Genomic DNA, 24,115 nt, shown 5'->3' on the forward strand with positions numbered 1-24,115 from the left:
AGATGCCCAGACGCCGCCGCACCCGCGCCGCCGAACGCCGCGCTCACATCGCCGCCGAACGCGCGCGCAACCAGGCCTACCTCGACCAGTACAGGCCACCGCCACCGAAGATTGACGGCGAACCAGATTGTCTCGCAGATCTATTCGACAACACCCGTGCGGCTGCCGAGAACGACGAACTACCCCCATTCTGAGGGGGAGCCGAATTGTCCTGCGGAGGTTCGACCGCGGGGTTGGTGAGAGTAGTCGAAGGGGCGCGTCAGCCGAGTCGCGGAAGCACCTCGGCGGCAAGGCGTTCCATCTGCTCGCGATCCTCGGCGACTGTCGCGCCGAGGGGATTGCACAGCACCATCTGCGCGCCCGCGGCGATGACCTCCTGCAGCCCTCGCGCGACGTCGTCCGGGGTACCCGCCACCGGCACCGCCTCGATACCCGCCATGTTGCCGTAGATCCGGTGCAGCCCCTCGAGTACGCGCTCCCTGGCCCGCGTCGCATCGTCGTCGACCATCAGGTACACCCGCTTGCCGATCCGGAATCGCGTTGCGTCGCCGCCCTGTTCATCGAGTTCCCGCCGCACCGTCGCCACCGCCGTGGCGAAGCTCTCCGTCGTCGACGACCCTGCGCCCAGGAACGCGTCACCATGGCGCACGGCCCGCCGCAGCGTCGCAGGGGCGTTGGCGCCGAACCAGATCGGAGGATGCGGCCGCTGCACCGGCTTCGGCTGGATCGGCAGATCCTCCACCTCACGGAACCGCCCCTGGAACGTCACCCGCGGGTCGTCCGACCACGCCGCCTTCATCAGCTCCAGGCCCTCGGTGAAGTACCCGACGAAGGTCTCTCGCGCCACCCCGAACGCCGCGAACTTGCGCCGCCCGCCCCCTGACGCCACCCCGACATCGAGCCGCCCATGGCTGAGCCTGTCCACCGCGGTGATCGTCGCCGCCAACTGCAACGGATCATGCAGCGACGTCACGAGCACCCCCACCCCGAGCCGCAACCGCGTGGTGCACGCCGCCGCGTACGCCAACAGCTCCAGCGGCGCGATCAACGGCGTCGGCCCTATCGGCTGCTCCAACACCCATCCGCCTTCGAAACCCAACTCCTCGGCCCGCGCCAGATAGCTGCGCACCCCCTCGGCGTCGAAGCTGTCCGGGAAGCGCTGGGGGATCGAGATCGAGAACCGCACGTCACCACGGTACGGCGGCCCGGCCGCGGTCCCGCCGCTCGCCGGTACCCTCGGGCGTATGTTCGCCTTCCTCCCCGGCATCCCCGGCCCCGACGACGTGCGCGCCCTGGTCCGACGGGTCGACACCGCCCGCCACAAGGGCGTCCCCAACGGCTGCATCCTCGAGATCAACCTGATGTCGGTGCCGCCGGAGACCAGCGGATTCGACCCGCTCGCGATGATCACCGCCGGCGGGCGGCCCATGGTGCTGCGCCAGGTGGTCGACGCCATCCACCGCGCCGCCGAGGACGACCGGGTCGCCGGGCTCATCGCTCGCGTCCAGATCTCTGCCGCTCCCGCCGCGCCGGTCCAGGAACTGCGCGAGGCCATAACCGCGTTCAGCGCCGCCAAACCGTCGGTCGCCTGGGCTGAGACCTACCCCGGCACCCTGTCCTACTACCTCGCCTCCGCCTTCCGCGAGGTGTGGATGCAACCGTCGGGCACCGTCGGCCTGGTCGGTTTCGCCACCAGCGCACTGTTCCTGCGTGACGCCCTCGACAAGGCGGGTATCGAGGCGCAGTTCACCGCCCGCGGCGAATACAAGTCCGCCGCAAACCTTTTCACACAGGACAGCTACACCGAACCGCACCGGGAAGCGGACAGCCGGCTGATCGAGAGCCTCAACCAGCAGGTGCTCGCCGCCGTCGCCGAGTCACGCAAGCTCGACACGGCCACTCTCGACGCGCTGGCCGACAAGGCCCCGCTGCTGCGCGACGACGCCACCGCGGGCGGCCTCGTCGACCGGATCGGGTTCCGCGACGAGGCCTACGCACGCATCGCCGAACTCACCGGCGCCGAAGGGATCTCGCCACAGAACGTCGACGGCCCCGATGCACCGCCACGGTTGTTCCTCACCCGCTACGCCCGCGCCACCGCATCGGGCGGCGGACCGTCGGTGCCCGGCCGCAAGGCCAAACCCGCCATCGCGGTCGTGACCCTGCACGGCCCGATCGTCAGCGGCCGCGGCGGCCCCGGCCTGACACCGATGGGCAGCTCGAGCGCCGGTGGCGACACCATCGCCGCCGCCCTGCGGGAAGCCGCCGCCGACAAGGACGTCGCCGCGATCGTGCTGCGCGTCGAGAGCCCCGGCGGATCGGTCACCGGCTCGGAGACCATCTGGCGCGAGGTGCTGCGCGCCCGCGAGGGCGGCACCCCCGTCGTCGCCTCCATGGGCGCCGTCGCCGCATCCGGCGGCTACTACGTGTCGATGGGCGCCGACGCCATTGTCGCCAACCCCGGCACGATCACCGGATCGATCGGCGTGGTCACCGGCAAGCTGGTGGCCCGCGAACTCAAGGACCGGCTCGGGGTCGGCTCGGACGCGGTGCGCACCAACGCCAACGCCGATGCGTGGTCGGCGAATTCGCCGTTCACCGACGAACAGCGCGCGCACGTCGAAGCCGAGGCCGACCTGTTCTACAACGACTTCGTCGAGCGCGTCGCCGACGGTCGCGGCCTCGCCGTGGACGACGTCGCCGAGGTCGCCCGCGGCCGGGTGTGGACCGGCGCCGACGCCAAGGACCGCGGACTGGTCGACGAACTCGGCGGCCTGCGCACCGCCGTCGACCGCGCCAAGGCCGTCGCCGGCCTGGACCGCGACGCCGACGTGCGGATCGTCAACTACCCGGGCTCGTCGCTCCTCGACGTCCTGCGACCCAAGCAGTCCTCGCAGCCCGCGGTGGCGTCGCTGCCCGATGCGCTGGGCGTGCTGGTCGGCCGTTCGGTGCTCAACCTCGTCGACACCGCCGAGCGCTCGCTGAGCGGCGTCAGTGCGATGTGGTTCGGGGACTACCGGTTCTGATACGTGCCGCTGACGTAGACGATCTCGCCCAGCGGGTCGACCTCGTGCTCTACCAACGGAACCCCGTGCTGGGCGAAGAGGTCGGCGCGCGGTAGCCCGGTCATCTCCCACCCGAGTGACGTCAGGTACTCCATGACGTGCTTGCGTTCACCGTGGTAGATCAGCGACGGCATGTCGATGTCGACCCCGAACGCGCGCATCTGCGCGCCCGCCGCGGCGGCCTGTTCGGGATCGAAATCGCGGATTCCCGGCACGTATTCGGTCGCGACCGTACTGCCCGGCGCGCTCAACGCGGTGATGTTGTCGAACAGCAGATCCTGCGCCTCCGGCGGCAGGTAGATCAGCAGTCCCTCGGCGCACCACGCCGTCGGCGCGGCGCTGTCGAACCCCGCCGCCTGCAGGGCGGCGGGCCAGTCCTCCCGCAGATCCATTGCGACAGGACGTAACTGGGCGATGGGGGAGGCGCCGATGCCGGCCAGCGTCGACGTCTTGAACTCGATCACCGCCGGCTGGTCGATCTCGTAGACCACCGTGCCGTCGGGCCACGGCAGCCGGTAGGACCGCGAGTCCAGACCCGACGCGAGGATCACCACCTGCCGGATACCCGCGCCCACCGACTCCAGGAAGTAGTCGTCGAAAAACCTTGTGCGCAACGCCATCTCGTCGATGCGGGCCTGAATCCCGGCCGCAGTCGCCGGATCGAGACCGGCCGCGTCGAACCCGTCGTCGGCCACCTTGGTGAAGAAGTCGATCCCCACCGCACGCACCAGCGGCGCCGCGTACGGATCGTCGATCAGCCCGCGCGGATCCCGGCTCGCCACCGCCCGGCCCGCCGCCACCATCGCCGCCGTCGCGCCCACACTCGACGCCACATCCCAGCTGTCCCCGTGCGAGCGGGCCATCGGCTACCTCACTTCAATGTCGCGGTCAGATACCCGGAGTCCGACGCCACCGCCGCCATCTCGGCGGGGTACTCGAACCCGTTGGCAGCGTACGCCTGCACCGACGTCAGCACCTCGATGTCCCAACCCCGTTCGGCGAGATACGTACCGGCCGCGGTGCGGTCCTCGGTGTAGAAAAGGTCGAGCAGGTCGATCTCCGAGCCGACGTGTTTGGACCATTCGCTCACGCGCTGGAGCCACGCGTCGCGGTTCGCCCCGAAGTCCATGTGCTCGGTGGCGATCCGGCTGCCCGGCGCCGACAGCGCGATGATGTTGTCGAACAACCGGTCCTGCGCCTCGGGTGGCAGATAGATCAACAACCCCTCGGCGATCCACGCCGTCGGTGCGGTCGGGTCGAAGCCGGCGGCCCGCAGCGCGACCGCCCAGTCGTCGCGCAGATCGATCGCCACGGTGCGCAGTTCGGCGGTGGGGGAGGCGCCGAGGTCGGCCAGCGTGCGGGTCTTGAACTCGATGACCTCGGGCTGGTCGATCTCGTAGACGACGGTCCCCGCCGGCCAGTCCAAGCGATACGCGCGGGTGTCCAGCCCCGAGGCCAGGATCACCGCCTGCCGCACCCCCGCCGCGGTCGCGGTAATGAAGAAGTCGTCGAAGAACCGCGTCCGCACCGCGATCTGCTCGGAGGCGCGCCGGTTGTCGAGCATCGGGTGGCCCTCGACGTGCAACTCACCGTCGGCGCGCTTGTTGCAGTAATCCAGGCCGACGGCCTTGACCAACGGATCGGCGTACGGGTCGAAGATCAGCGGGTCGGGCTGTTTGGACGCCAGTGCGCGGGACGCGGCCACGCCGGTCGCCGTCGAACCGACGCTGGACGCCAGATCCCAGGTATCACCCTCGGTACGGGTCATCTGACTTACTCCTGATTCCTGATCGCGGTGACGGCGAAGGACTGGCGCAGCGCTTCGACCTCGTCGCCGGTGGGGAAGGGCCGCCCGTAGTGGGCGAACATGTCGGGCCTGCTGCGCGCGTCGACCGTCCAGCCGCGCTCGCGCAGGTACTCGACCACCGGGTTGCGCTCACCGTCGTAGAACAACTCGGCCATGTCCAACTCCAGGCCGTGGCGGCGCCACTCCTCGCTCATGCGCTGCGAACTCGCCCCGATCCGCGCGGACGGGTCCGGGTGGAATTCGGTGGCCACCCGGCTGCCCGGCGCCGAGAGCGCGGTGATGTTGTCGAACAACCGGTCCTGCGCCTCGGGCGGCAGATAGATCAGCAGCCCCTCGGCGATCCACGCCGTCGGCGCCGCCGGATCGAAACCCGCCGCCCGCAGCGCGGCGGGCCAGTCGTCGCGCAGATCGATCGCGACGGGACGCAACTCGGCCGCCGGCGTGGCGCCCAGATCGGCGAGCGTGCGGGTCTTGAACTCGATGACCTCGGGCTGATCGATCTCGTAGACCACCGTGCCGTCGGGCCACGGCAGCCGGTAGGCGCGCGCGTCCAGACCCGACGCCAGGATCACCGCCTGCCGTACCTCCGGGCCCGATGACAGGAAGAAGTCGTCGAAGAACCGGGTCCGGACGGCCATCACCTCGGTCATCACCGACAGCATCGCCGCGTTGTCCGGCTCGAGCGTGATCTCCCCGTCGAGCAGCTTCACGAAGTACGGCACCCCGACCGCGCGCACGAGCGCCTCGGCGTAGGGGTCGTCGATCAACGCGTCGGGGCCGCGGCTGGCGACCGCCCGTCCGGTCGCGACCATCGTCGCGGTCGCCCCCACACTCGACGCCAGATCCCAGGTGTCCTGATCGCTGCGTGCCATCGCGCGCTCCCTACTTGACTGCGGTCACGTACCGGACGTCGGCGAAGTTGGCGCTGCCGTGCTGCGCCGACGGCAGCCCGCACTTGGCCAACAGATCGGTGGCGGTGATGGTGTCGGTGCGCCAGCCCCGCGCGCCCAGGTACTCGGCCACCTCGGCGCGCTCGCCGGTGTAGACCAGCTCGGAGAAGTCGAGGTCGAACCCGAACTGGCGCCACTGCTCGCGCAGGGACTGCATCCGCTCGCGGATCTGCTCCTCGTCGGCGTCCGGTGAACTCACCACACCCTCGGCAGCCACCCGGCTGCCCGCCGGGCTGATCTCGGTGATCTGGTCGAGCAGCCGGTCCTGCGCCTCGGGCGGTAAGTACCCGAACAGTCCTTCGGCGATCCACGCCGTCGGCTTGGCGCGGTCGAACCCGGCGGCCTCCAGCGCGCCGATCCAGTCGTCGCGCAGATCCACCGCGACCGTCCGGTGCTCGGTGGTGGGCCGTGCGCCCAACCGGGCCAGGGTGTCGGTCTTGAACGCGATCACGTCGGGCTGGTCGATCTCGAACACCACGGTGCCGGCCGGCCACGGCAGCCGGTAGGCGCGCGAGTCCAGCCCGGACGCCAGGATCACGGCCTGTCGGACTCCGGCGTCGACGGCGTCGGAGAAGAAGTCGTCGAAGAAGCGGGTGCGGGCGGCCATCCCGTCGGCAAAGCGATCCATGTTGCCCACGCCGCCGGTGCCCTCAGGGTCGAGGTCGGTCGGCTTGATGTCGCCGGAGGCGAGGCGACTGAAGAAGTCGACACCCACCGCACGCACGAGAGGTTCGGCGAACGGGTCGTCGATCACCGCATCCGGCTGCCGCGATGCCACGGCCCGCGCGGCCGCGACCATGGTAGCGGTGGCGCCGACGCTGGACGCCAGATCCCACGTGTCATTGTCGGATCGAGCCATCGTGGACCCCTTCCGCAGATAATTAGCCGATGTAACCAGTGTCGGCGACTGTACGCTTCGAATCTGAAAGCAATCTGCGAGCCGCCCAGCGATGCGGGGGTGCGGGGTGGTGGCTGTTACTCTCGTAGACTGTTTGACGCGCGCCGCTAGCAGGCTTGATGTGCTGCTTGAGACGGTGCGTACGACTTGACCATGACGCTGGTTTGTCCAGCCCCATTTGGCACGCCGCGCTCACGAGGTCGGCTGCGCAGGAGGAAAGAGTGCTCTCGGCTTTCATCTCGTCGCTGCGGACTGCCGATCTGAGGCGCAAGATCCTGTTCACCATCGGGGTCGTGCTGCTCTATCGCGCGGGCGCACAACTTCCGTCGCCCGGGGTCAACTACCCGAACGTGCAGGAGTGCATCGCCCAGGTCAGCGGTGGCGACTCGGGCCAGATCTACTCGCTGATCAACCTGTTCTCCGGCGGCGCGCTACTGCAGTTGTCGGTTTTCGCGGTGGGCGTCATGCCCTACATCACCGCGAGCATCATCGTGCAGCTGCTCACCGTGGTGATCCCGCGGTTCGAACAGCTGCGCAAGGAGGGGCAGGCCGGACAGGCCAAGATGACGCAGTACACGCGTTATCTGGCGGTCGCGCTGGCCATCCTGCAGTCCACCAGCATCGTGGCCCTGGCCGCCAACGGCGGCCTGCTGCAGGGCTGCTCGCTCGACATCATCGACGATTCGGCGATCTTCTCGCTCATCGTCATCGTGATCGTGATGACCGCGGGCGCCACCCTGGTCATGTGGATGGGTGAGCTGGTCACCGAGCGCGGCATCGGCAACGGTATGTCGCTGCTGATCTTCGCCAGCATCGCCGCCGCCATCCCCGGCGAGGGCAAGTCGATCCTCGACAGCCGCGGCGGCGTGGTCTTCACGCTGGTCTGCGTGGCCGCGCTGATCATCATCATCGGCGTCGTGTTCGTCGAGCAGGGCCAGCGCCGCATCCCGGTCCAGTACGCCAAGCGCATGGTCGGCCGCCGCATGTACGGCGGCACGTCGACCTACCTGCCGCTCAAGGTCAACCAGGCCGGCGTCATCCCGGTGATCTTCGCGTCCTCGCTGATCTACATCCCGCACCTGATCACGCAGCTGATCCAGAGCGGTAGCTCCAACCCGGGCACCGGCTGGTGGGACCGCTTCGTCGCGGAGTACCTCACCGACCCGAGCAGTCCCTGGTACATCGGGATCTACTTCGCGCTGATCATCTTCTTCACCTACTTCTACGTGTCCATCACGTTCAACCCGGACGAGCGCGCCGACGAAATGAAGAAGTTCGGTGGCTTCATCCCGGGCATCCGGCCGGGTAAGCCGACCGCGGACTATCTGCGCTACGTGCTGAGCCGGATCACCCTGCCGGGTTCGATCTACCTCGGTGTGATCGCCGTGCTGCCGAACCTGTTCCTGCAGATCGGCAACACCGGCACCGTCCAGAACCTGCCGTTCGGCGGCACCGCGGTGCTGATCATGATCGGCGTCGGCCTGGACACCGTGAAGCAGATCGAAAGCCAGCTGATGCAGCGCAACTACGAAGGCTTTTTGAAGTGAGAGAGGGTTCCTAAGTTGAGAATCGTTCTACTCGGACCGCCCGGCGCGGGTAAGGGCACGCAGGCCGCGAAGCTGGCGGACAAGCTCGGCATCCCGCACATCTCGACCGGCGATCTCTTCCGCGACAACATCAAGGGCGAGACCGAACTCGGCCTGGAGGCCAAGCGGTACCTCGACGCCGGCGACCTCGTGCCCAGCACCCTCACCAACGCTCTGGTGGAGGACCGCATCGGCCAGGTCGACGCCGAGAACGGGTTCATCCTCGACGGCTACCCGCGTTCGGTCGAACAGGCCGAGGCGCTGGAGAAGATGCTCGAGGAGCGCAACCTGTCCCTCGACGCGGTCGTCGAGTTCCGCGTCTCCGAGGACGAACTGCTCACCCGCCTCAAGGGCCGTGGCCGCGAAGACGACACCGAAGAGATCATCCTCAACCGGATGAAGGTGTACCGCGACGAGACCGCGCCGCTGCTCGACCACTACCGCGACCAGCTGAAGACCGTCGACGCCGTCGGCTCCATGGACGAGGTCTTCGCCCGCGCCCTGCAGGCGCTGGGCAAGTAACCGTGGCCGGCCTGAGGCTCCGCAGGGACAAGGTCGTCGCCCAGCGCACCCCCGGTGAGCTGGATGCGATGGCCGCCGCCGGGGCCCTGGTCGCGGCGGCACTGGCCGCGGTCCGCGAAGCCGCGGTCCCCGGTGTCAGCACCAAGGAGCTCGACGCGATCGCCGAGGCCGTCATCCGCGACGGCGGCGGCATCCCGTCGTTCCTCGGCTACCACGGCTTCCCCGCCAGCATCTGCTCCTCGGTCAACGACCGCGTCGTGCACGGCATCCCGTCCGAGGGCGAGACGCTGGCGTCGGGCGACCTGGTGTCCATCGACTGCGGGGCGATCCTCGAGGGCTGGCACGGCGACTCGGCCGTCACCTTCGGTGTCGGCCCGCTGATCCCCGCCGACGAGGCACTGTCGGCGGCCACCCGGGAATCCATGGAGGCGGGGATCGCCGCGATGGTGCCCGGCAACCGGTTGACCGACGTCTCGCACGCCATCGAGAAGGGCACCCGCGCCGCCGAGGCGCGCTATCAGCGCGGGTTCGGCATCGTCGACGGCTACGGCGGCCACGGCATCGGCAGGCAGATGCACATGGACCCGTTCCTGCCCAACGAGGGCGCCCCGGGCCGCGGCCCCCATCTGGCCCCGGGATCGGTGCTGGCCATCGAACCGATGCTCACCCTCGGCACCACGAAGACCAAAGTCCTCGCCGACGAATGGACAGTGATCACCGCCGACGGCTCCCGCGCGGCACACTGGGAGCACACCGTGGCGGCCACCGAGGACGGACCCCGCATCCTCACCCTGCCTGCGAGCTGATCGGGCCGTCGAACCGAACCGCCACGGAACTCGTGTACCAGGCGGAGGTTCGCGATGGAGGACACCGAGGACGCGATGTTGCGCGTGCTCTACGACGAGCACGCCGGCGCGCTGTGGCGCTATGCGTTGAAACTGACCGGCGACCCGGCCACCGCCGAGGACGTCGTGCAGGAGACGCTGCTGCGCGCGTGGCGACACCGCCCGGACGGGTCTCCGCGAGCGTGGCTGTTCACCGTCGCGCGCAACATCGTGATCGACGAGCGGCGCAGCGCCCGCTTCCGGCGTGAGACCGGCACCTCGGACGTCGAATCCGTCGCCCAGCCCAGCGAACCCGACAAGGTGGACTCCGCACTGGACCGCCTCTTGGTCGGGTCGGCGCTTTCGCAGCTGTCCGAGGACCACCGGGCCGTGGTCCGGCGGGCGTACTACGACGGGTGGACGACGGCTCAGATCTCCGCGGAGCTGGGCATACCGGAGGGCACCGTGAAATCGCGGTTGCACTACGCGGTGCGGGCGTTGCGGTTGAACCTGCAGGAGATGGGGGTGACGCGATGATCGAGGCAGTGGGCGATCCCTATCTGCAGTGGGACGCCGCATACGTATTGGGGTCGTTGTCGAGCGCCGACCGGCGCGAGTTCGAGGCGCACATGCAGACGTGCGACCGGTGCCGAGCCGCGGTCGCCGAACTGAGCGGGATGCCCGCGCTGCTGGCGATGCTCGACGCCGACGACGTGCGTGCGCTCGACCTGGTCCAATCAGAGGAGGCGCCGCCGCTGCGGCCGGAGGTGCTGGACACGGTGCTGGCGAAGGCCCGTTGGCGCAGGCGGCGGTCGCGCTGGCTGACCTCGGCCGTGGTCGGGGTGGCCGCCGCGGTGCTCGCGGTCGGCGTGGTCGTCGCGATCCGGCCGGGGGTGTTCAGTGGGGAGACGCCCCAGGTCACCGCCACCAGCTACGAGATGACCAAACTCGCGCCCACCCCGATCAACGCCTCGATCAGCCTCACGGACTTCGGGTGGGGCACCCGCATCGACATGGCCTGCACGTACGGCGAATGGTCCGGTGGCGGGGCGTCGGCGCCGCCGAGCCGGTTGGGCATGGTCGTGGTCGGCCGCGACGGTGCTTCGTCCGAGATCGCCACCTGGCTCGGGCTGGCCGGTGCGACGGCGCTGCCGAGCGGCAACACCGACATGCGGCGCGACGACATCGCCGCGGTGCAGCTGGTCTCCGCCGACACCCGCGAGGTGCTGCTCGAGAAGACGTTCTGAGCGCGGGCAATGGTATGAAAGGTCGGTGACCGACGCGACCGATACGCACGATCCGATCGCGCGGGCCCGGGCGAACTGGGAAGCCGCCGGCTGGGGTGAGGTGGCCGACGGGATGGTCGCCGTCACCTCCGTCATGCGGGCCCATCAGATTCTCCTGGCGCGCGTCGAGAACGCGCTGCGCCCCTACGACCTGAGCTTCTCCCGGTTCGAGCTGCTGCGCCTGCTGGCGTTCAGCCGCTCCGGCGCCCTGCCGATCACCAAGGCCTCCGACCGGCTGCAGGTGCACGTCACCAGCGTCACCCACGCGATCCGGCGGCTGGAGGCCAGCGGCCTGGTCGAGCGCATCCCGCACCCCACCGACGGCCGCACCACGCTGGTCCGGATCACTGAACTCGGCCGGTCGACCGTCGAGGACGCCACGGTGACGCTCAACAACGACGTGTTCGCCGACATCGGGATGTCCACCGACGAATCGCGGTCGCTGGCCGCCGCCATCGAGACGCTGCGCCGTCACGCCGGCGACTTCTGAGTGGTGGCCAGCCACTCGCGGAACGTCTGCAGCCGCGGGTTGAGTTCGCGTACCCAGTCCAGGTCGCGGGCGGCGGTGAACGCCGCGGAGTTCTCCGCGTAGTACTGGAACATGTTGCCCATCTCGACCGCTGACGGGAACCCCTGCGCGCGGAACGCGTCGAACGGCACCGGCAGGTAGGTGACCGGCTCCCCGAGCGAGTCGGTCAGCGCGGCCGCGTACTGCGCGCCGGTGAGGATGTCGCCGGCGATGCTCACCGTCTGGCCGACGAGGGCTTCGCCGCGTTTGAACACGCCCAGCGCGCTGCGGCCGATGTCGTCGACGGCGATCCCGGCCAGCGGTTGGTCGGCGATCGGCAGCGCGAGCGTCAGCGCGCCGTCGTCACCCCGCCGCGGCGGGAAGGAGTCGACGAAGTTCTCGAAGAACAGCGTGGTCCGCAGGTACGTCACCGGCAGGTCGGCGAAGACCGTGTCCGCCTCGGCTTTGGCGTCGAAGTGCGGGACCTTGTAACCCTCGACGTCGGGAACCGCGGCATCGTCGGCGAAGTGGCCGCGGGTGTCCTCCAGCGTCGACCAGACGACATGGCGGGCGCCTGCGCGTTCGAGGGCGCGGGCGGCATTGCGGGCCTGCGCCAGCTCCATCTCCGCGCGGGAGCGGGCGGCCTCCTGTTCGGGGGTCAGCGGCGCCCAGTAGTTGGTGACGACGAACGCGCCGTGCACACCGTCGAACGCCCGGTCCAGGCTCTCCTCGTCGTCCAGGTCGGCCGCGACGACCTCCGCGCCGGCCTCCTGCAGCGCCGCGCCCCTGGCCGACGACGGATCGCGGGTCAGCGCCCGCACCGTGAACTCGCCGTCGTCGAGTATCGCCCGGACCAAGCCGCCGCCCTGCGATCCGGTGGCGCCGACGACCGCGATGGTCTTGTCCGTCATATCGAACCTCCTCGTGTTGATGTATCAACCTATTTCGACGGTAGGCCGTTGTGGTTGACGTGTCAACTCTGTGGGTTAGGATCGGCGATGTGGCGACGAAAGGTGAGCTCAGCGAGGACGAACTACGCGCCTGGCGCGCGTACATGGCGATGCACCAGACGCTGGGGCGGCACCTGCACCAGCACCTGCAGCGCGAGTTCGGGCTCTCCGACTCCGACTTCGAGATCCTGGTGACGCTGTCGGAGGCCGACGGCAGGCGGATGCGGGCGGCCGAACTCGGCGCGGCCACCCAGTGGGAGAAGAGCCGGCTGTCGCACCACCTGACCCGGATGGCCGCGCGCGGTCTGGTCCGTCGGGAAACCGGCGCCGGGCGCTACCCGGACATCGTGCTCACCGACGCCGGGCTGGCCGCCCTGCGGGAGTGCGCACCTGCCAACGCGGCCAGGGTGCGCGAGATGTTCGTCGACGTGCTGGGTCCGGAGCGGCTCGAGGCGCTGCGCGCGATGGCCGACGACGTCGTCGCCGCCGTCGAACAGCACCGGCAGCACGACTGCCGCCTGCGCTAGGTGGCCGAGGGCAGCGGGATCGTCGCCGTCACCGCCGTCCCCGCCCCCGGCCGGGACCGGATGTTGAGCCGCCCGCCCACGATCTCGGCGCGCTCGGCCATCGACAGCAGCCCGTAGCCGCCCATGTCGTCGCCGCCCAGCGGGTGTTCGAACGTGTCGAACCCGACCCCGTCGTCGATGATCTCGAGCCGCGCCACGTCGTCGGCCACGCTGAACGTCAGCCGTGCCGTCGCGGCGCCGGAGTGTTTGACCACGTTCTGCAGGCACTCCTGCGCGATGCGGTAGAGCGCCAGCTCGACGTGGTCGGGCAGCCGACGCTCGGCGAGGTCGGTGTCGATGTGCACCTGCGGGATCGACCGCGCCAGGCTCGCCAACCCGCCGGCCAGGCCGAGGTCGTCGAGCACCGGGGGCCGTAGCCCGCTGATCGCCGCGCGCGCCTCGGCCAGTGTCAGCGCCACCAGCTCGCGGGCCTCACCGAGCTGTTCGGCCACGCCCTGCGGATCGTCGATGGTGCGGGCGGCGGCGTCGAGCCGGTAGGACAGCGTGACCAGGCGCTGGGATATCCCATCGTGGATATCACCGGCCAGCCGCCTGCGCTCGATCTCCTGGGCCTCGATGACCTGCTCGACGAAGTTCTCGTGGGCGCGTTCGCGGGCGACCAGTTGCCGGTGCAACCGCGCCTGGTGCAGCGCCCCGGCGATGAGCCGACCGATCACCAGCAGCAGCTCCACGTCGGGTCCGGTGAACTCGCGCCGTTCGACGGTGTGCACGTTGAGCACGCCGACCAGGCCGCCGGGGTCGGTCTCCATCGGGACCGACACCATCGAGGTGAAGTCCTTGCCGCGCAGCGACCGGAACGGCATGTATCGGGGGTCGGACTCCTTGTCGTGGCTGATCACCACCGGCTCCCGGTGGCTGGCCACCCAGCCCGAGATGCCCTGGCCCAGCGGCAGCCGGATCTTGCCGATCTCGCTGTCGAACGGCGGGGTGGCCCCGGCCAGCGTCAGCGACCGGTCGGAATCGTCGAGCACGTGCACGAAGCACACGTCGGCGCCGGTGGCCGCGGTGATCATGCGGGCGGCCGCGGCGGCCAGCGGTTCGACCCCCGGCCCGCTGGACGCCGCCTGGATGAGTTCGCGCAGCAGGGCGAGTTCGCGGTCGGCGGTCAGCAGCGAGCGGGTGGTCATCGGTAGATGCCCTCGCGCAGTGCCGTCGCGACCGCACCCGCGCGGTCGCCGACGCCGAGTTTGCGGTAGATCGAGCGCAGGTGGGTCTTCACGGTCTCCTCGCCGATCACGAGTTTGGTGGCGATCCCGCGGTTGGAGAGCCCGGTGACGACGAACGACAGGATCTCGCTCTCGCGCTGGGTGAGGCCCTGGCGGGCGCCGGGCCAGAACTCGTCGCGCTGGATCCGGGCGGCGGTGTCGACCGCCCTGGCCGCCATCCCGGGGTCGATCGCGGTCTGCCCCTGATGGGCCAGTTCCAGCTGTCGGACCAGCTCGTCGCTGCTGATGCTCTTGAGTAGGTACCCGGATGCGCCGACCCGCAGCGCCTCGAACAGGTACTGCTCGTCGTCGTAGACCGAGAGCATCACGACCTTCTGCTCGGGGTCGCGGGCGCGTAGCTGCAGACACAGGTCCAGGCCGCTGGCGCCCTGCATCCGGACGTCGCAGAGCACGATGTCGGGCTGCAGCTCGGCGACGACGTCGACGGCCTTCTCCGCGCCGACGGCCTGCCCCACCACGGTGACACGGTCGGCGAACGTCGCGAGCATGGCCTTGAGGCCCTCGATGACCATCTCGTGGTCGTCGACCAGAACGATGCGCACAGGCCCGGTCATGCGATCACCATAGAATCCCCCGCAAGGGGGAGGACGAAATGGTGTGACGTAGGCCACTGTGATCATGTGCAGACAACACGTGAGAGAACATGGTGTGCGGGCCGGTTCTGGTGGGACGGCACCCGGCCGGTCGACGCCGACGTCACCCCGCTACGGGCGCTGGTGTTCGATCTCGAGGCGCTGACCGACCTCGACTACGACGTGCACCGCGTGGTGTTCAACGCCGCGTTCGCCGCGCACGGCGTGCCCATCGCATGGTCCGCGGCGCGCTACCGGCGGCTGATGGTGCTGCGCGACGAACGCCAGCGGGTGCTGGCCGAACTGCGTAACCACTGCGTCGGCCCCGAATGCGACGTGCTGGTCGAGCTCCTCGCCGGCGAGATCTGCTCGACGAAGGCGATGATGTTCGACGAGATGGTGCTCGACGCGGGCGCCAGCCCCCGGCCCGGCCTCGATGACCTCATCGGCGACGCCTTCGCCGCGGGGGTGCCCGTCGCGGTGGTGACCGCCGGGCGGCGCTCCTGGGCGGAACCGCTGGTGCGCCAGCTCGTCGGGGAGGGTCAGGTCGAGACCATCGTCACCCGCGACGACGTGTCGGCCCCCGGCGTCGAGGGCCACCACCTGGCGCTGCGCGAACTCGGCGTCACCACCGACCACGTCCTCGCGCTGACCGGTTCGACGGCCGGGCTGCGTACGGCGACCGCCGCCGGATTGGCCACCGTGCTCGTCGGTGCGGAACGTCCGTCGCGCGATGCGGTGGGCGCGCTGGCGGTGCGGGCCGATTACGCGGGCGCAGAACCGTTGCGGCTCAAGGCCTGTGAACGCCTCTACGCCCGCGGTGCGATGCGCAGGACGGCGCCCGCCGCCTGAGTCAGCCCCGCAGCGTCTCGATGATCGCGCTGAAGTCCTTGTCGGCGTGGTCTTTTGCGAACTTGGCGTACAACTCGGCGGCGTGGCTGCCCAGCGGTGCGGAGGCCCCGCTCGATTCGACCGCGGCCATCGCGAGGCCGAGGTCCTTGTTCATCAGCGCCGTCGCGAAGCCCGGTTTGAAGTCGTTGTTCGCCGGCGACGTCGGAACCGGCCCCGGCACAGGGCAATTGGTGTGCACGGCCCAGCAGTTACCGGTCGCGCCGGTGATGACGTCGAACAGCGACTGAGCTTCGAGCCCGAGCTTCTCGGCGAGTACGAACGCCTCACCGATCGCGATCTGCTGCACCGCGAGCACCATGTTGTTGCACAGCTTGGCGGCCTGACCGGTGCCCGAGGCCCCGCAGTGCACGACCTTGCCCGCCATGGGCTCCAGCACCGGGCGGGCCCGTTCGACGGCGGCGTCGTCACCACCGACCATGAACGCCAGCGTGCCCGCCGTCGCACCCTTCACCCCGCCGGACACCGGGGCGTCGAGCTGGGCGAAACCGCGTTCGGTCGCTGCGGCGTTGATCGCGCGCGCATCGTCGACCGCGATGGTCGAGGTGTCGATGAACAGCGCGCCCTCGGAGGCGGCGGGCAGCACCTCGTCGTAGACGCTCTTCACGACCGCGCCGTTGGGCAGAGAGGTGATCACGACCTCGGCGCCGGCCACCGCCTCACCGCCGCTGTCAAAGGTGGTGATGCCGTTGCCCTCAGCGGTGGACCGCAGTGCGGGCACCGGATCGAAACCCCGCACGGTGTGACCCGCTTTGGCGAGGTTGGCCGCCATCGGCCCACCCATGTTGCCGAGGCCGAGGAACGCGATCGTGCTCACTGTATTTCGTCTCCCTACGCCGATGCCCGCGCCCGGGCCGCTTCCGCGCGCCCGATGACCACGCGCATGATCTCGTTGCTGCCCTCGAGGATTCGATGCACCCGCAGATCGCGGACGATCTTCTCCACGCCGTACTCCTTCAGGTAGCCGTAGCCGCCGTGCAGCTGCAGCGCCTGATCGGCCACCTCGTAGCAGGCGTCGGTGACGTACCGCTTGGCCATCGCGCACAGCTCCACCTTGTCGGGGTGGTTATCGTCGAGCGCGGACGCCGCCCGCCACAACAGCATTCGTGACGTCTGCAGGGCGGTCGCCATATCGGCGAGGGTGAACCGGATGGTCGGCTCGTCGAGCAGGGTGGCGCCGAAGGCCTGCCGGTCGGCCAGGTACGCGGCCGCCTTCTCGTAGGCGGTCTGCGCGCCGCCGAGCGAGCACGCGGCGATATTGAGGCGGCCGCCGTTGAGCCCGTTCATCGCGATGCCGAACCCGCTGCCCTCGGCGTCGGTGCCGCCGAGCATGTTCTCGGCGGGCACCCGGGCATCCTCGAACACCACCTGCGCGGTGGGCTGGGCGTTCCAGCCCATCTTCTGCTCCTGGGCGCCGAAACTCACCCCCGGCGTGTCCTTCTCGACCACGAACGCCGAGATACCGCGTGGCCCTTCGCTTCCCGTGCGGGCCATCACCACGTAGACGTCGGAAGTGCCCGCGCCCGAGATGAACTGCTTGACCCCGTCGAGGACGAAGTGGTCACCCTCGCGAACCGCCCTGGTGCGCAGGGCGCTCGCATCCGATCCGGCGCCCGGTTCGGTCAGGCAGTAGCTGGCGATGGATTCCATCGACGCCAGCCGCGGCACCCACGTCTTGCGCTGCTCCTCGGAGCCGTAGGTGTCCACCATCCACGCGCACATGTTGTGGATCGACAGGAACGCCGCGATGGCCGGGTCGGCCGCCGAGAGCTGTTCGAAGATCCGCACCGCGTCGATGCGGCGCAACCCGCTGCCGCCGACGTCCTCACGGCAGTAGATCGCCGCCATGCCGAGTTCGGCGGCCTCCCGCAGCACGTCGGTCGGAAAGTGGTGCCCCTCATCCCATTCCGACGCGTAGGGGGCGAGCCGTTTGTCGGCGAACGCGGCCGCCGTCTCGGCGATCACGCGTTCGTCGTCGTCGAGGCCGAAAGAATCCATCGGTCCCTACTTCATGGTCGGGATGACGAACTCGGCGCCATCCTTGATGCCCGACGGCCAGCGCTGCGTGACGGTCTTGGTCTTGGTGTAGAACAGGATCGAGTGCGGCCCGTGCTGGTTCAGGTCGCCGAATCCGGACCGCTTCCAGCCACCGAAGGTGTGGTAGGACACCGGGACCGGGATCGGCACGTTGACGCCGACCATGCCGACCTGGACCTTCGACACGAAGTCGCGGGCGGTGTCACCGTCGCGGGTGAAGATCGCCACGCCGTTGCCGTACTCGTGTTCGGTCGGCAGCCGCAGGGCCTCTTCGTAATCGTGGGCGCGCACGATGCACAGCACCGGCCCGAAGATCTCGTCGGTGTAGATCGACATGTCGGGGGTGACGTGATCGAACAGGGTGGGCCCGATGAAGTAGCCACCCTCGAGGCTCTCGTCGCCGAACTGCAGTTCGTCGCTCTTGCGCTCGCGGCCGTCGACGACGGCTTCGGCGCCGGCCTCGACGCCCTGGGCGATGTAGTCGCGGACGCGGTTGAGCGCGGCCTCGGTGACCAGCGGGCCGTAGTCGGCCTTGGGGTCGAGGCTGTGACCGACGCGCAACTGGTTCACGCGCTCGACGAGGCGGTTGCGCAGCCGGTTGGCCGTTTCCTCGCCGACAGGCACCGCGACGCTGATCGCCATGCAGCGCTCACCGGCGCTGCCGTAGCCGGCGCCGATCAGTGCGTCGACGGCCTGGTCCAGATCGGCGTCGGGCATGACGATCATGTGGTTCTTGGCGCCGCCGAAGCACTGCGCGCGCTTGCCGTTGGCGGTCGCGCCGGCGTAGATGTACTGCGCGATGTCGGAGCTGCCGACGAAGCCGACGGCCTGGATGACCGGGTGTTCGAGGATCGCGTCGACGGCTTCCTTGTCGCCGTGGACGACCTGGAACACGCCCGCGGGCAGCCCGGCCTCGAGGAACAGCTCGGCCAGGCGCACCGGCACCGAGGGGTCGCGCTCGGAGGGCTTGAGGATGAACGCGTTACCGCACGCCAGCGCGGGGCCGGCCTTCCACAGCGGGATCATCGCGGGGAAGTTGAACGGCGTGATGCCCGCGACGACGCCGAGCGGCTGACGCATCGAGTAGACGTCGATGCCGGTGCCCGCGCCCTCGGTGTACTCACCCTTGATCAGGTGGGGGATGCCGATCGCGAACTCGATGACCTCGATACCGCGCTGGATGTCGCCCTTGGAGTCGGGGACGGTCTTGCCGTGCTCCTTCGACAGGAGTTCGGCCAGCTCGTCGACGTTCTGGTTCACCAGTTCGATGAACCGCATCATCACGCGGGCGCGGCGCTGCGGATTCCACGCCGCCCACTCCTTCTGGGCCTCGGCGGCGCCGGCGACCGCGGCGTCGACGTCGGCGCGCGAGCCGAGCAGGACCTGTGCCTGCACCGCCCCCGTGCTCGGGTTCAACACGTCGGCCGTGCGGGTGGACTCACCGCTCGTGCGCTTGCCGTTGATGAAGTGCTGGATCTGGTTGGTCATGAGAAAGCCCCTCGCTCGAGATACTAGGACATCCTAGTAACTGGTCGGGGTGATTGACAAGAGGGCTTCACTGGGCCTCGGGATCAGACTTCTCGGCGGAGTTGCTCGACGTACGCGCGGCAGGCGTCCCAGGTAGGCAGCAGGCCGGCGTCGTGGGCCTCGGCCAGCGTCGGCGCGGCGGCGTCGCGGTCGGACAGCACCAGCTCACCGTCGAATGGCCAGTCGATGCCCAGCGCCGGGTCGACGGGGGACACCGTGTGCTCGCGGGCCGGGTCGTAGCCCGTCGAGCAGAGGTACATCACCGTCGAATCATCCTGCAGCGCAAGGAAAGCGTGGCCCAACCCCTCGGACAGGTAGATCGAGCGGCGGTCTCTGTCGTCGAGCAGTACCGCATCCCAGCGGCCGAACGTGGGGGAGCCGACCCGGATGTCGACGGCGACGTCGTACACGGTACCCCGTACGCACGTGACGTACTTGGCCTGTCCCGGCGGCACGGCGGCGAAGTGCAGGCCACGCAGCACCCCGGCCCGCGACACCGAACAGTTGGCCTGCCGCAGGTCGAGTCGGTGGCCGGCGAACGAGGTGAACTCGCGGTCGGTGAACCACTCGAAGAACGCTCCGCGCCCGTCCGCGTGGACGGTCGGGGTGAGCTCCCACGCGCCGGGGACCGACAGTTCGCGGACGGTCACTGGCCACGCTCCTCGTAGGCCGCCTCGGCGGCGTCCTTGAGCGGACGCCACCACGCCTCGTTGTCGCGGTACCACTGCACGGTCTCCCGCAGTCCTTCCTCGAAGTCGAGATGCCTTGGCTTCCAACCAAGTTCGTCGTACAGCGTCGACGGGTCGATGGCGTAGCGCAGATCGTGCCCGGCGCGGTCGGTGACGTGGTCGAAATCGTCGGGGTCGCGGTCCATGATCCGCAGCAGCGTGCGCAGGACTGACAGGTTGTCGCGTTCCCCCTCGGCGCCGATCAGGTACGTCCGGCCCACGGTCCCGTCGCGCAGGATCCGCCACACCGCGCTGTTGTGGTCGTCGACGTGGATCCAGTCCCGCACGTTGGCGCCGCTGCCGTAGAGCTTGGGCCGCCGCCCCGTCAGTACGTTGGTGATCTGGCGCGGGATGAACTTCTCGACGTGCTGGTACGGCCCGTAGTTGTTGGAACAGTTCGAAATCGTCGCGCGCACACCGTAAGACCGCACCCAGGCGCGGACCAGCAGGTCCGCGGCGGCCTTGGTCGACGAGTAGGGGCTCGACGGGTTGTACGGCGTGGACTCGGTGAAGCGGCGCGGATCGTCGAGGGGGAGATCGCCGTACACCTCGTCGGTGGAGACGTGGTGCAACCGTGCGCCGGCGCGGCGCACCGCCTCGAGCACCGTGTAGGTCCCGACGACGTTGGTCTGCACGAACGGACCCGGTTGCGCCAACGCGTTGTCGACGTGGGTCTCGGCCGCGAAGTGCACGACGGCGTCGGATTCGGCAACCAACGTGTCGACCAGGCCGGCGTCGCTCACGTCGCCCTCGACCACCCGGATCCGGTCGGCCACCGGCGCCAGCGACTCCCGACTTCCCGCGTAGGTGAACGCGTCGAGCACCGTCACCGCGCAGTCGGGGTGCTCCCGCACGGTGGCGTGTACGAAGTTGGCGCCGATGAACCCCGCACCGCCGGTGACCAGCAACCGCATGGGTGAAACCCTATGCGGTCACTTCTTCAGGCCGAGCGGACCCGCCAACTCCTTCAGCGTCGGGATCAACTTGTCCCAGCCACCGAGCACCTGGATCGCGACATGGTCGGCCCCGCGGTCGTGGTGTTCCTCGAGCCTGGCGGCGATCGCGTCGGCCGAACCGTGCGCCACCACCGCGTCGATCAGCTTGTCGCTGCCCGGTTTGGCGACGTCCTCGTCGGTGAAGCCGAGCCGCTTCCAGTTGTTCACGTAGTTGCTCAGGCCCAGATAGAAGTCGACGGTCCCGCGGCCGATCTCGCGCGCCTCGTCGATGTCGTCGCTCAGCACCACCTTGTGCTCCGGGGCGAGGAACACCGTCGGGCCGACGAGGTTGCGCGCCTGACCGGTGTGCTCGGGTGTCGTCAGGTACGGATGCGCGCCCGCACTGCGGCGGGCCGCCAACTGCAGCACCTTCGGACCCAGCGCGGCGATGACGAGGCGGCTGGTCGGCACCTTGGCCGCGTCGAGCTTGTCGATGTACTCGACCAGCACGTCATACGGTTTGCGGTACTCCTGAGTGGCCTCGGGATGGCCGATGCCGACCCCGAGCAGAAACCGGCTCGGGTACTTGTCCTCGATGCGGTGGTAGGACTCGGCCACCTCCTCGGCCGGCGACGCCCACACGTTGACGATGCCGGTCGCCACCTGCAGCGTCTCGGTCGCATCGAGGATGGGTTCGACGAACGCCAGATCGGCCGCGGGGGAGGCACCCACCCAGACCGCGCCGTAGCCCAGCTCCTCGATCTGCGCGGCCTGTTCGGGCTTCGGTGCGCCACCGGTCCAGACGCCGTAGCGGCCGAGGCCGGGCTTGAGGGATACGCCTTCGGTCATGAGTGTTCCTTCATTCGGTTGTCGAGCAGGTCACTGCAGGCCGAGGGGTCCGGCCAGCTCGGCCAGTGCGGGCACCAGCTTGTCAGCTCCGGTCAGCACCTGCACGGGCACATGGTCGGCGCCGGCGTCGAGGTGTTGCTTCAGCCGGGCCGCGATGGCGTCGACGGTGCCGTGGGCCACGACGGCGTCCACCAATCGATCACTACCCGGTTTCGCCACGTCTTCATCACTGAATCCGAGCCGCTTCCAGTTGTTCACGTAATTGGCCAGGTTGAGGTAGATGTCCAGCGCCTTGCGACCGACGGCGCGGGCCTCCTCGGCGTCCGTGGTCAGCACGACCTTGTGCTCGGGCGCCAGGAACGCCTCGGCGCCGATCACCTCACGCGCGTGGGCGGTGTGCTCGGGAGTCGTCAGATACGGATGCGCACCCGCGGAGCGGTCGGCCGAGAGCTTGAGCACCTTCGGACCGAGCGCGGCCACCACGCGGCGGTCCCGCGGCACCCCGTACTCGTCGAGCTTGTCGAGGTACTCGGTGAGCGCTTCCACCGGTTTGCGGTAGGCCTGATGCGCCTCGGGGTGTCCGACGCCGATCCCGAGCAGGAACCGGCCCGGATGGGCGGCCTCGATGCGCTGGAACGATTCGGCGACCGGACCGGCGTCGGCGGTCCAAATGTTCACGATGCCCGTGGCCAGCTGCAGCGTGGTGGTCGCGTCGAGGATCGGCTCGACCCAATTGAGTTCGGCGGGCGGCGAACCGCCCACCCACACGGCGCCGTAGCCGAGCGCCTCGATGTCCTTGGCCTGTGCGGGGGTAACGCCACGGCCGAACACGCCGTAGGTGCCGAGATCGGGTTTGGTCATTCCGGTAGCAACGGACGCCACCGGAAACTATTCCGCCGCAGCGGGGGCCTCCAGCGGCAGGCACACGATGAACCGGGTGTCCCCGGGGCGGGATTCAACCCGGAGGTCGCCGTGGTGCTTCTCGACGATGATGCGCCGCGCCAGGTCCAGGCCGAGCCCGGTGCCCTCGCCGACGGGTTTGGTGGTGAAGAACGGTGTGAAGATCCGGTCGATGAGGTCCTCGGAGATCCCGGGTCCGTCGTCGCAGATCTCGACGCGCACCCGCCCATCGGTGTCGCGCATCGTGCGGACGGTCAGCGTGCCCGCACCGCCCATCGCCTGGATCGCGTTCTCGATGAGGTTCGTCCACACCTCGTTGAGATCGCCGGGGTAGCAGAGCAATTCGGGCAGGGAGGTGTCCTTCTCCCAGATCAGGTTGACCGGTTTGTCCTTGCCCACCTTGTCGCCGAAGATCGTCTTGATCGTGCTGTGGATCAGCTCGTGCACGTTGGCGCTCTGATAGGCGCCACGGTCCATCTGCGAATACTGTTTCGCGCCGGCGAGCAGGGCGGAGATCCGCTTGCTGGCGTCGGCGATCTCCCGCATCCGCAGTTCGGTGTCGATGGTGTACTTCAACCAGCCCAGCGCGCTCGGCAGGGAGGCCGCGCAGTCGTCTCCCATGACGTCGTCGATGGACGCCGAGATGCGCTCGAGCCAGTCCACGTCGAGACCGGCCTCGACGAACGTGGGGGCGTAGTCCCAGCCGCCTGCGATCCCGTGGTCCTCGAGCCAGTCGCCGATCTGCTCCTCGCGGTCGGAGGTCTCCAGCGCGGTGAGGTCCTGGCTGCGGAACTTGGCGACCTGTTCGGCGACCTCGTCCTGGATCTTCACCAGCACCCGCAGCGCCTCCGGGCTGAACTTGCCGTCGGCGAGCATCGCCAACTTGTGGCGCATCTTGCCGACCCCCTCCTGCAGGTCGGCGACCGCGCGGGCCGTCGCCGCGGCGGGGTTGTTGAGCTGATGCGTCAGACCCGCGGTGATCGTGCCGAGCGCGAGCAGCTTCTCGCGCTGGCCGATGATCTGGTGCTGACGACGGCGGCCGACGGTCTGGCCCTCGAGCAGGTGTACCGCCATCGGGAACTGGGTCTGCATGAACCGGGCGAACGCGTCGGCGTCCAGCACGAAGAACCGCGACGGTTTGGTCAACCGCACCGTGGCCTCGTAGACGTGCTCCTCACCGGGTACGTAGGCCGACCACGCGCCGCAGTACACCCCGCGCTGCGAGGTGCGGCCGGTCTGGATGTCGGCCCCGCCGGAGCGTTTCGACATCACCAGTTCACCGTCGATCAGGACGTAGAAGCAGGTGGCCGGGTCACCCTCGTTGCACAGCGGACCCTCGGGGAACGTCTGGATGTGGCCGGCGGCGCACAGTATGTCGAGCTGTTCGTCGGAGAGCGCCTCGAACAGGAACAGGGTGCGAAGCTCGTCGCGCACACACATCTCGCCCAT

General features: G+C 69.2%; 26 protein-coding genes. 10 read left to right on the top strand and 16 right to left on the bottom strand.

Features of this window, described 5'->3' with window-relative positions:
* The coding region (locus AU194_RS32610; RefSeq protein ID WP_231743373.1) for a hypothetical protein at window positions 1-194 on the top strand (194 nt) is incomplete at its 5' end.
* Between the two features lie 65 nt (window positions 195-259).
* On the opposite strand, the gene AU194_RS14875 is transcribed toward AU194_RS32610, so the two are convergent.
* The gene (locus tag AU194_RS14875) at window positions 260-1,186 is read right to left on the bottom strand and encodes an LLM class flavin-dependent oxidoreductase (RefSeq protein ID WP_059090030.1); all 927 of its coding nucleotides are present in this window, start codon (window positions 1,184-1,186) and stop codon (window positions 260-262) included.
* Window positions 1,187-1,244: 58 nt separating this feature from the next.
* Here AU194_RS14875 and sppA point away from each other — a divergent pair, with 58 nt between their 5' ends.
* Window positions 1,245-3,026, top strand: coding sequence for a signal peptide peptidase SppA (gene sppA, locus AU194_RS14880; protein WP_059090031.1), 1,782 nt, complete (start codon window positions 1,245-1,247; stop codon window positions 3,024-3,026).
* Here the strand turns inward: sppA and AU194_RS14885 are convergent.
* Genes AU194_RS14885 through AU194_RS14900 form a run of 4 tightly spaced genes read right to left on the bottom strand, consistent with a single transcriptional unit; the run spans window position 3,014 to window position 6,681 of the window.
* Window positions 3,014-3,928: a class I SAM-dependent methyltransferase gene (locus AU194_RS14885; RefSeq protein WP_059090032.1), complete on the bottom strand. Its 915-nt coding sequence runs from the start codon at window positions 3,926-3,928 to the stop codon at window positions 3,014-3,016. The genes sppA and AU194_RS14885 overlap by 13 nt on opposite strands.
* Window positions 3,929-3,936: 8 nt before the next feature.
* On the bottom strand, window positions 3,937-4,833 hold the full coding sequence (locus AU194_RS14890; RefSeq protein ID WP_059090033.1) for a class I SAM-dependent methyltransferase: 897 nt from the start codon (window positions 4,831-4,833) through the stop codon (window positions 3,937-3,939).
* A gap of 5 nt (window positions 4,834-4,838) precedes the next feature.
* Complete coding sequence (locus AU194_RS14895; RefSeq protein ID WP_059090034.1) at window positions 4,839-5,744, bottom strand: class I SAM-dependent methyltransferase; 906 nt, start codon at window positions 5,742-5,744, stop codon at window positions 4,839-4,841.
* Window positions 5,745-5,754: 10 nt separating this feature from the next.
* Window positions 5,755-6,681: a class I SAM-dependent methyltransferase gene (locus tag AU194_RS14900; protein ID WP_059090035.1), complete on the bottom strand. Its 927-nt coding sequence runs from the start codon at window positions 6,679-6,681 to the stop codon at window positions 5,755-5,757.
* A gap of 260 nt (window positions 6,682-6,941) precedes the next feature.
* On the opposite strand from AU194_RS14900, the gene secY reads away from it, so the two are divergent.
* The 6 genes from secY to AU194_RS14930 are packed head-to-tail and all read left to right on the top strand — an operon-like array spanning window position 6,942 to window position 11,428.
* Complete coding sequence (secY, locus tag AU194_RS14905; protein ID WP_059090036.1) at window positions 6,942-8,267, top strand: preprotein translocase subunit SecY; 1,326 nt, start codon at window positions 6,942-6,944, stop codon at window positions 8,265-8,267.
* Window positions 8,268-8,282: 15 nt separating this feature from the next.
* Window positions 8,283-8,828 (top strand): adenylate kinase, encoded by a 546-nt coding sequence (locus AU194_RS14910; protein ID WP_059090037.1) that lies wholly within the window; start codon window positions 8,283-8,285, stop codon window positions 8,826-8,828.
* A gap of 2 nt (window positions 8,829-8,830) precedes the next feature.
* Window positions 8,831-9,634 carry a type I methionyl aminopeptidase gene (map, locus tag AU194_RS14915; protein WP_059090038.1) on the top strand — a complete coding sequence of 268 codons (804 nt, stop codon included), beginning with the start codon at window positions 8,831-8,833 and terminating at the stop codon, window positions 9,632-9,634.
* A gap of 54 nt (window positions 9,635-9,688) precedes the next feature.
* Complete coding sequence (locus AU194_RS14920) at window positions 9,689-10,189, top strand: sigma-70 family RNA polymerase sigma factor (RefSeq protein WP_059090039.1); 501 nt, start codon at window positions 9,689-9,691, stop codon at window positions 10,187-10,189.
* Window positions 10,186-10,899, top strand: coding sequence for an anti-sigma factor (locus AU194_RS14925; RefSeq protein WP_059090040.1), 714 nt, complete (start codon window positions 10,186-10,188; stop codon window positions 10,897-10,899). The genes AU194_RS14920 and AU194_RS14925 overlap by 4 nt, the downstream gene beginning before the upstream one ends.
* Before the next feature lie 25 nt (window positions 10,900-10,924).
* Entirely contained in the window at window positions 10,925-11,428 is a 504-nt protein-coding gene (locus AU194_RS14930) for a MarR family transcriptional regulator (protein WP_059090041.1), read from the top strand.
* On the opposite strand, the gene AU194_RS14935 is transcribed toward AU194_RS14930, so the two are convergent.
* Complete coding sequence (locus AU194_RS14935) at window positions 11,410-12,357, bottom strand: NmrA/HSCARG family protein (protein ID WP_059090042.1); 948 nt, start codon at window positions 12,355-12,357, stop codon at window positions 11,410-11,412. The genes AU194_RS14930 and AU194_RS14935 overlap by 19 nt on opposite strands.
* An 89-nt stretch (window positions 12,358-12,446) precedes the next feature.
* Between AU194_RS14935 and AU194_RS14940 the strand changes: the two genes are divergently transcribed.
* On the top strand, window positions 12,447-12,923 hold the full coding sequence (locus AU194_RS14940) for a MarR family winged helix-turn-helix transcriptional regulator (RefSeq protein WP_059090043.1): 477 nt from the start codon (window positions 12,447-12,449) through the stop codon (window positions 12,921-12,923).
* On the opposite strand, the gene AU194_RS14945 is transcribed toward AU194_RS14940, so the two are convergent.
* Together AU194_RS14945 and AU194_RS14950 are read right to left on the bottom strand one after the other, a co-directional pair.
* A complete protein-coding gene (locus AU194_RS14945; protein ID WP_059090044.1) occupies window positions 12,920-14,110 on the bottom strand; it encodes a GAF domain-containing sensor histidine kinase in 1,191 nt (396 codons plus the stop codon). The genes AU194_RS14940 and AU194_RS14945 overlap by 4 nt on opposite strands.
* Window positions 14,107-14,763: a response regulator transcription factor gene (locus AU194_RS14950; protein ID WP_059090045.1), complete on the bottom strand. Its 657-nt coding sequence runs from the start codon at window positions 14,761-14,763 to the stop codon at window positions 14,107-14,109. The genes AU194_RS14945 and AU194_RS14950 overlap by 4 nt, the downstream gene beginning before the upstream one ends.
* Before the next feature lie 66 nt (window positions 14,764-14,829).
* Between AU194_RS14950 and AU194_RS14955 the strand changes: the two genes are divergently transcribed.
* Entirely contained in the window at window positions 14,830-15,633 is an 804-nt protein-coding gene (locus tag AU194_RS14955; RefSeq protein ID WP_059090046.1) for an HAD family phosphatase, read from the top strand.
* A 1-nt stretch (window position 15,634) separates the two neighbouring features.
* On the opposite strand, the gene mmsB is transcribed toward AU194_RS14955, so the two are convergent.
* From mmsB to AU194_RS14995, 8 genes are all read right to left on the bottom strand, one after another.
* Window positions 15,635-16,507, bottom strand: coding sequence for a 3-hydroxyisobutyrate dehydrogenase (mmsB, locus tag AU194_RS14960; RefSeq protein WP_059090047.1), 873 nt, complete (start codon window positions 16,505-16,507; stop codon window positions 15,635-15,637).
* Window positions 16,508-16,521: 14 nt separating this feature from the next.
* On the bottom strand, window positions 16,522-17,688 hold the full coding sequence (locus AU194_RS14965; protein ID WP_059090048.1) for an acyl-CoA dehydrogenase family protein: 1,167 nt from the start codon (window positions 17,686-17,688) through the stop codon (window positions 16,522-16,524).
* 6 nt (window positions 17,689-17,694) lie between these two features.
* Window positions 17,695-19,215 carry a CoA-acylating methylmalonate-semialdehyde dehydrogenase gene (locus AU194_RS14970; protein WP_059090049.1) on the bottom strand — a complete coding sequence of 507 codons (1,521 nt, stop codon included), beginning with the start codon at window positions 19,213-19,215 and terminating at the stop codon, window positions 17,695-17,697.
* 83 nt (window positions 19,216-19,298) lie between these two features.
* Entirely contained in the window at window positions 19,299-19,904 is a 606-nt protein-coding gene (gene rfbC / locus AU194_RS14975) for a dTDP-4-dehydrorhamnose 3,5-epimerase (RefSeq protein ID WP_059090050.1), read from the bottom strand.
* Entirely contained in the window at window positions 19,901-20,896 is a 996-nt protein-coding gene (gene rfbB / locus AU194_RS14980; RefSeq protein WP_059090051.1) for a dTDP-glucose 4,6-dehydratase, read from the bottom strand. The genes rfbC and rfbB overlap by 4 nt, the downstream gene beginning before the upstream one ends.
* Window positions 20,897-20,914: 18 nt before the next feature.
* Complete coding sequence (locus AU194_RS14985) at window positions 20,915-21,766, bottom strand: LLM class F420-dependent oxidoreductase (protein ID WP_059090052.1); 852 nt, start codon at window positions 21,764-21,766, stop codon at window positions 20,915-20,917.
* Window positions 21,767-21,796: 30 nt separating this feature from the next.
* Complete coding sequence (locus AU194_RS14990; protein ID WP_059090053.1) at window positions 21,797-22,627, bottom strand: LLM class F420-dependent oxidoreductase; 831 nt, start codon at window positions 22,625-22,627, stop codon at window positions 21,797-21,799.
* Window positions 22,628-22,654: 27 nt separating this feature from the next.
* Entirely contained in the window at window positions 22,655-24,115 is a 1,461-nt protein-coding gene (locus tag AU194_RS14995; protein WP_059090054.1) for an ATP-binding protein, read from the bottom strand.

The sequence above is a fragment of the Mycobacterium sp. GA-2829 genome (assembly GCF_001499965.1).
Classification (GTDB): Bacteria; Actinomycetota; Actinomycetes; order Mycobacteriales; family Mycobacteriaceae; genus Mycobacterium.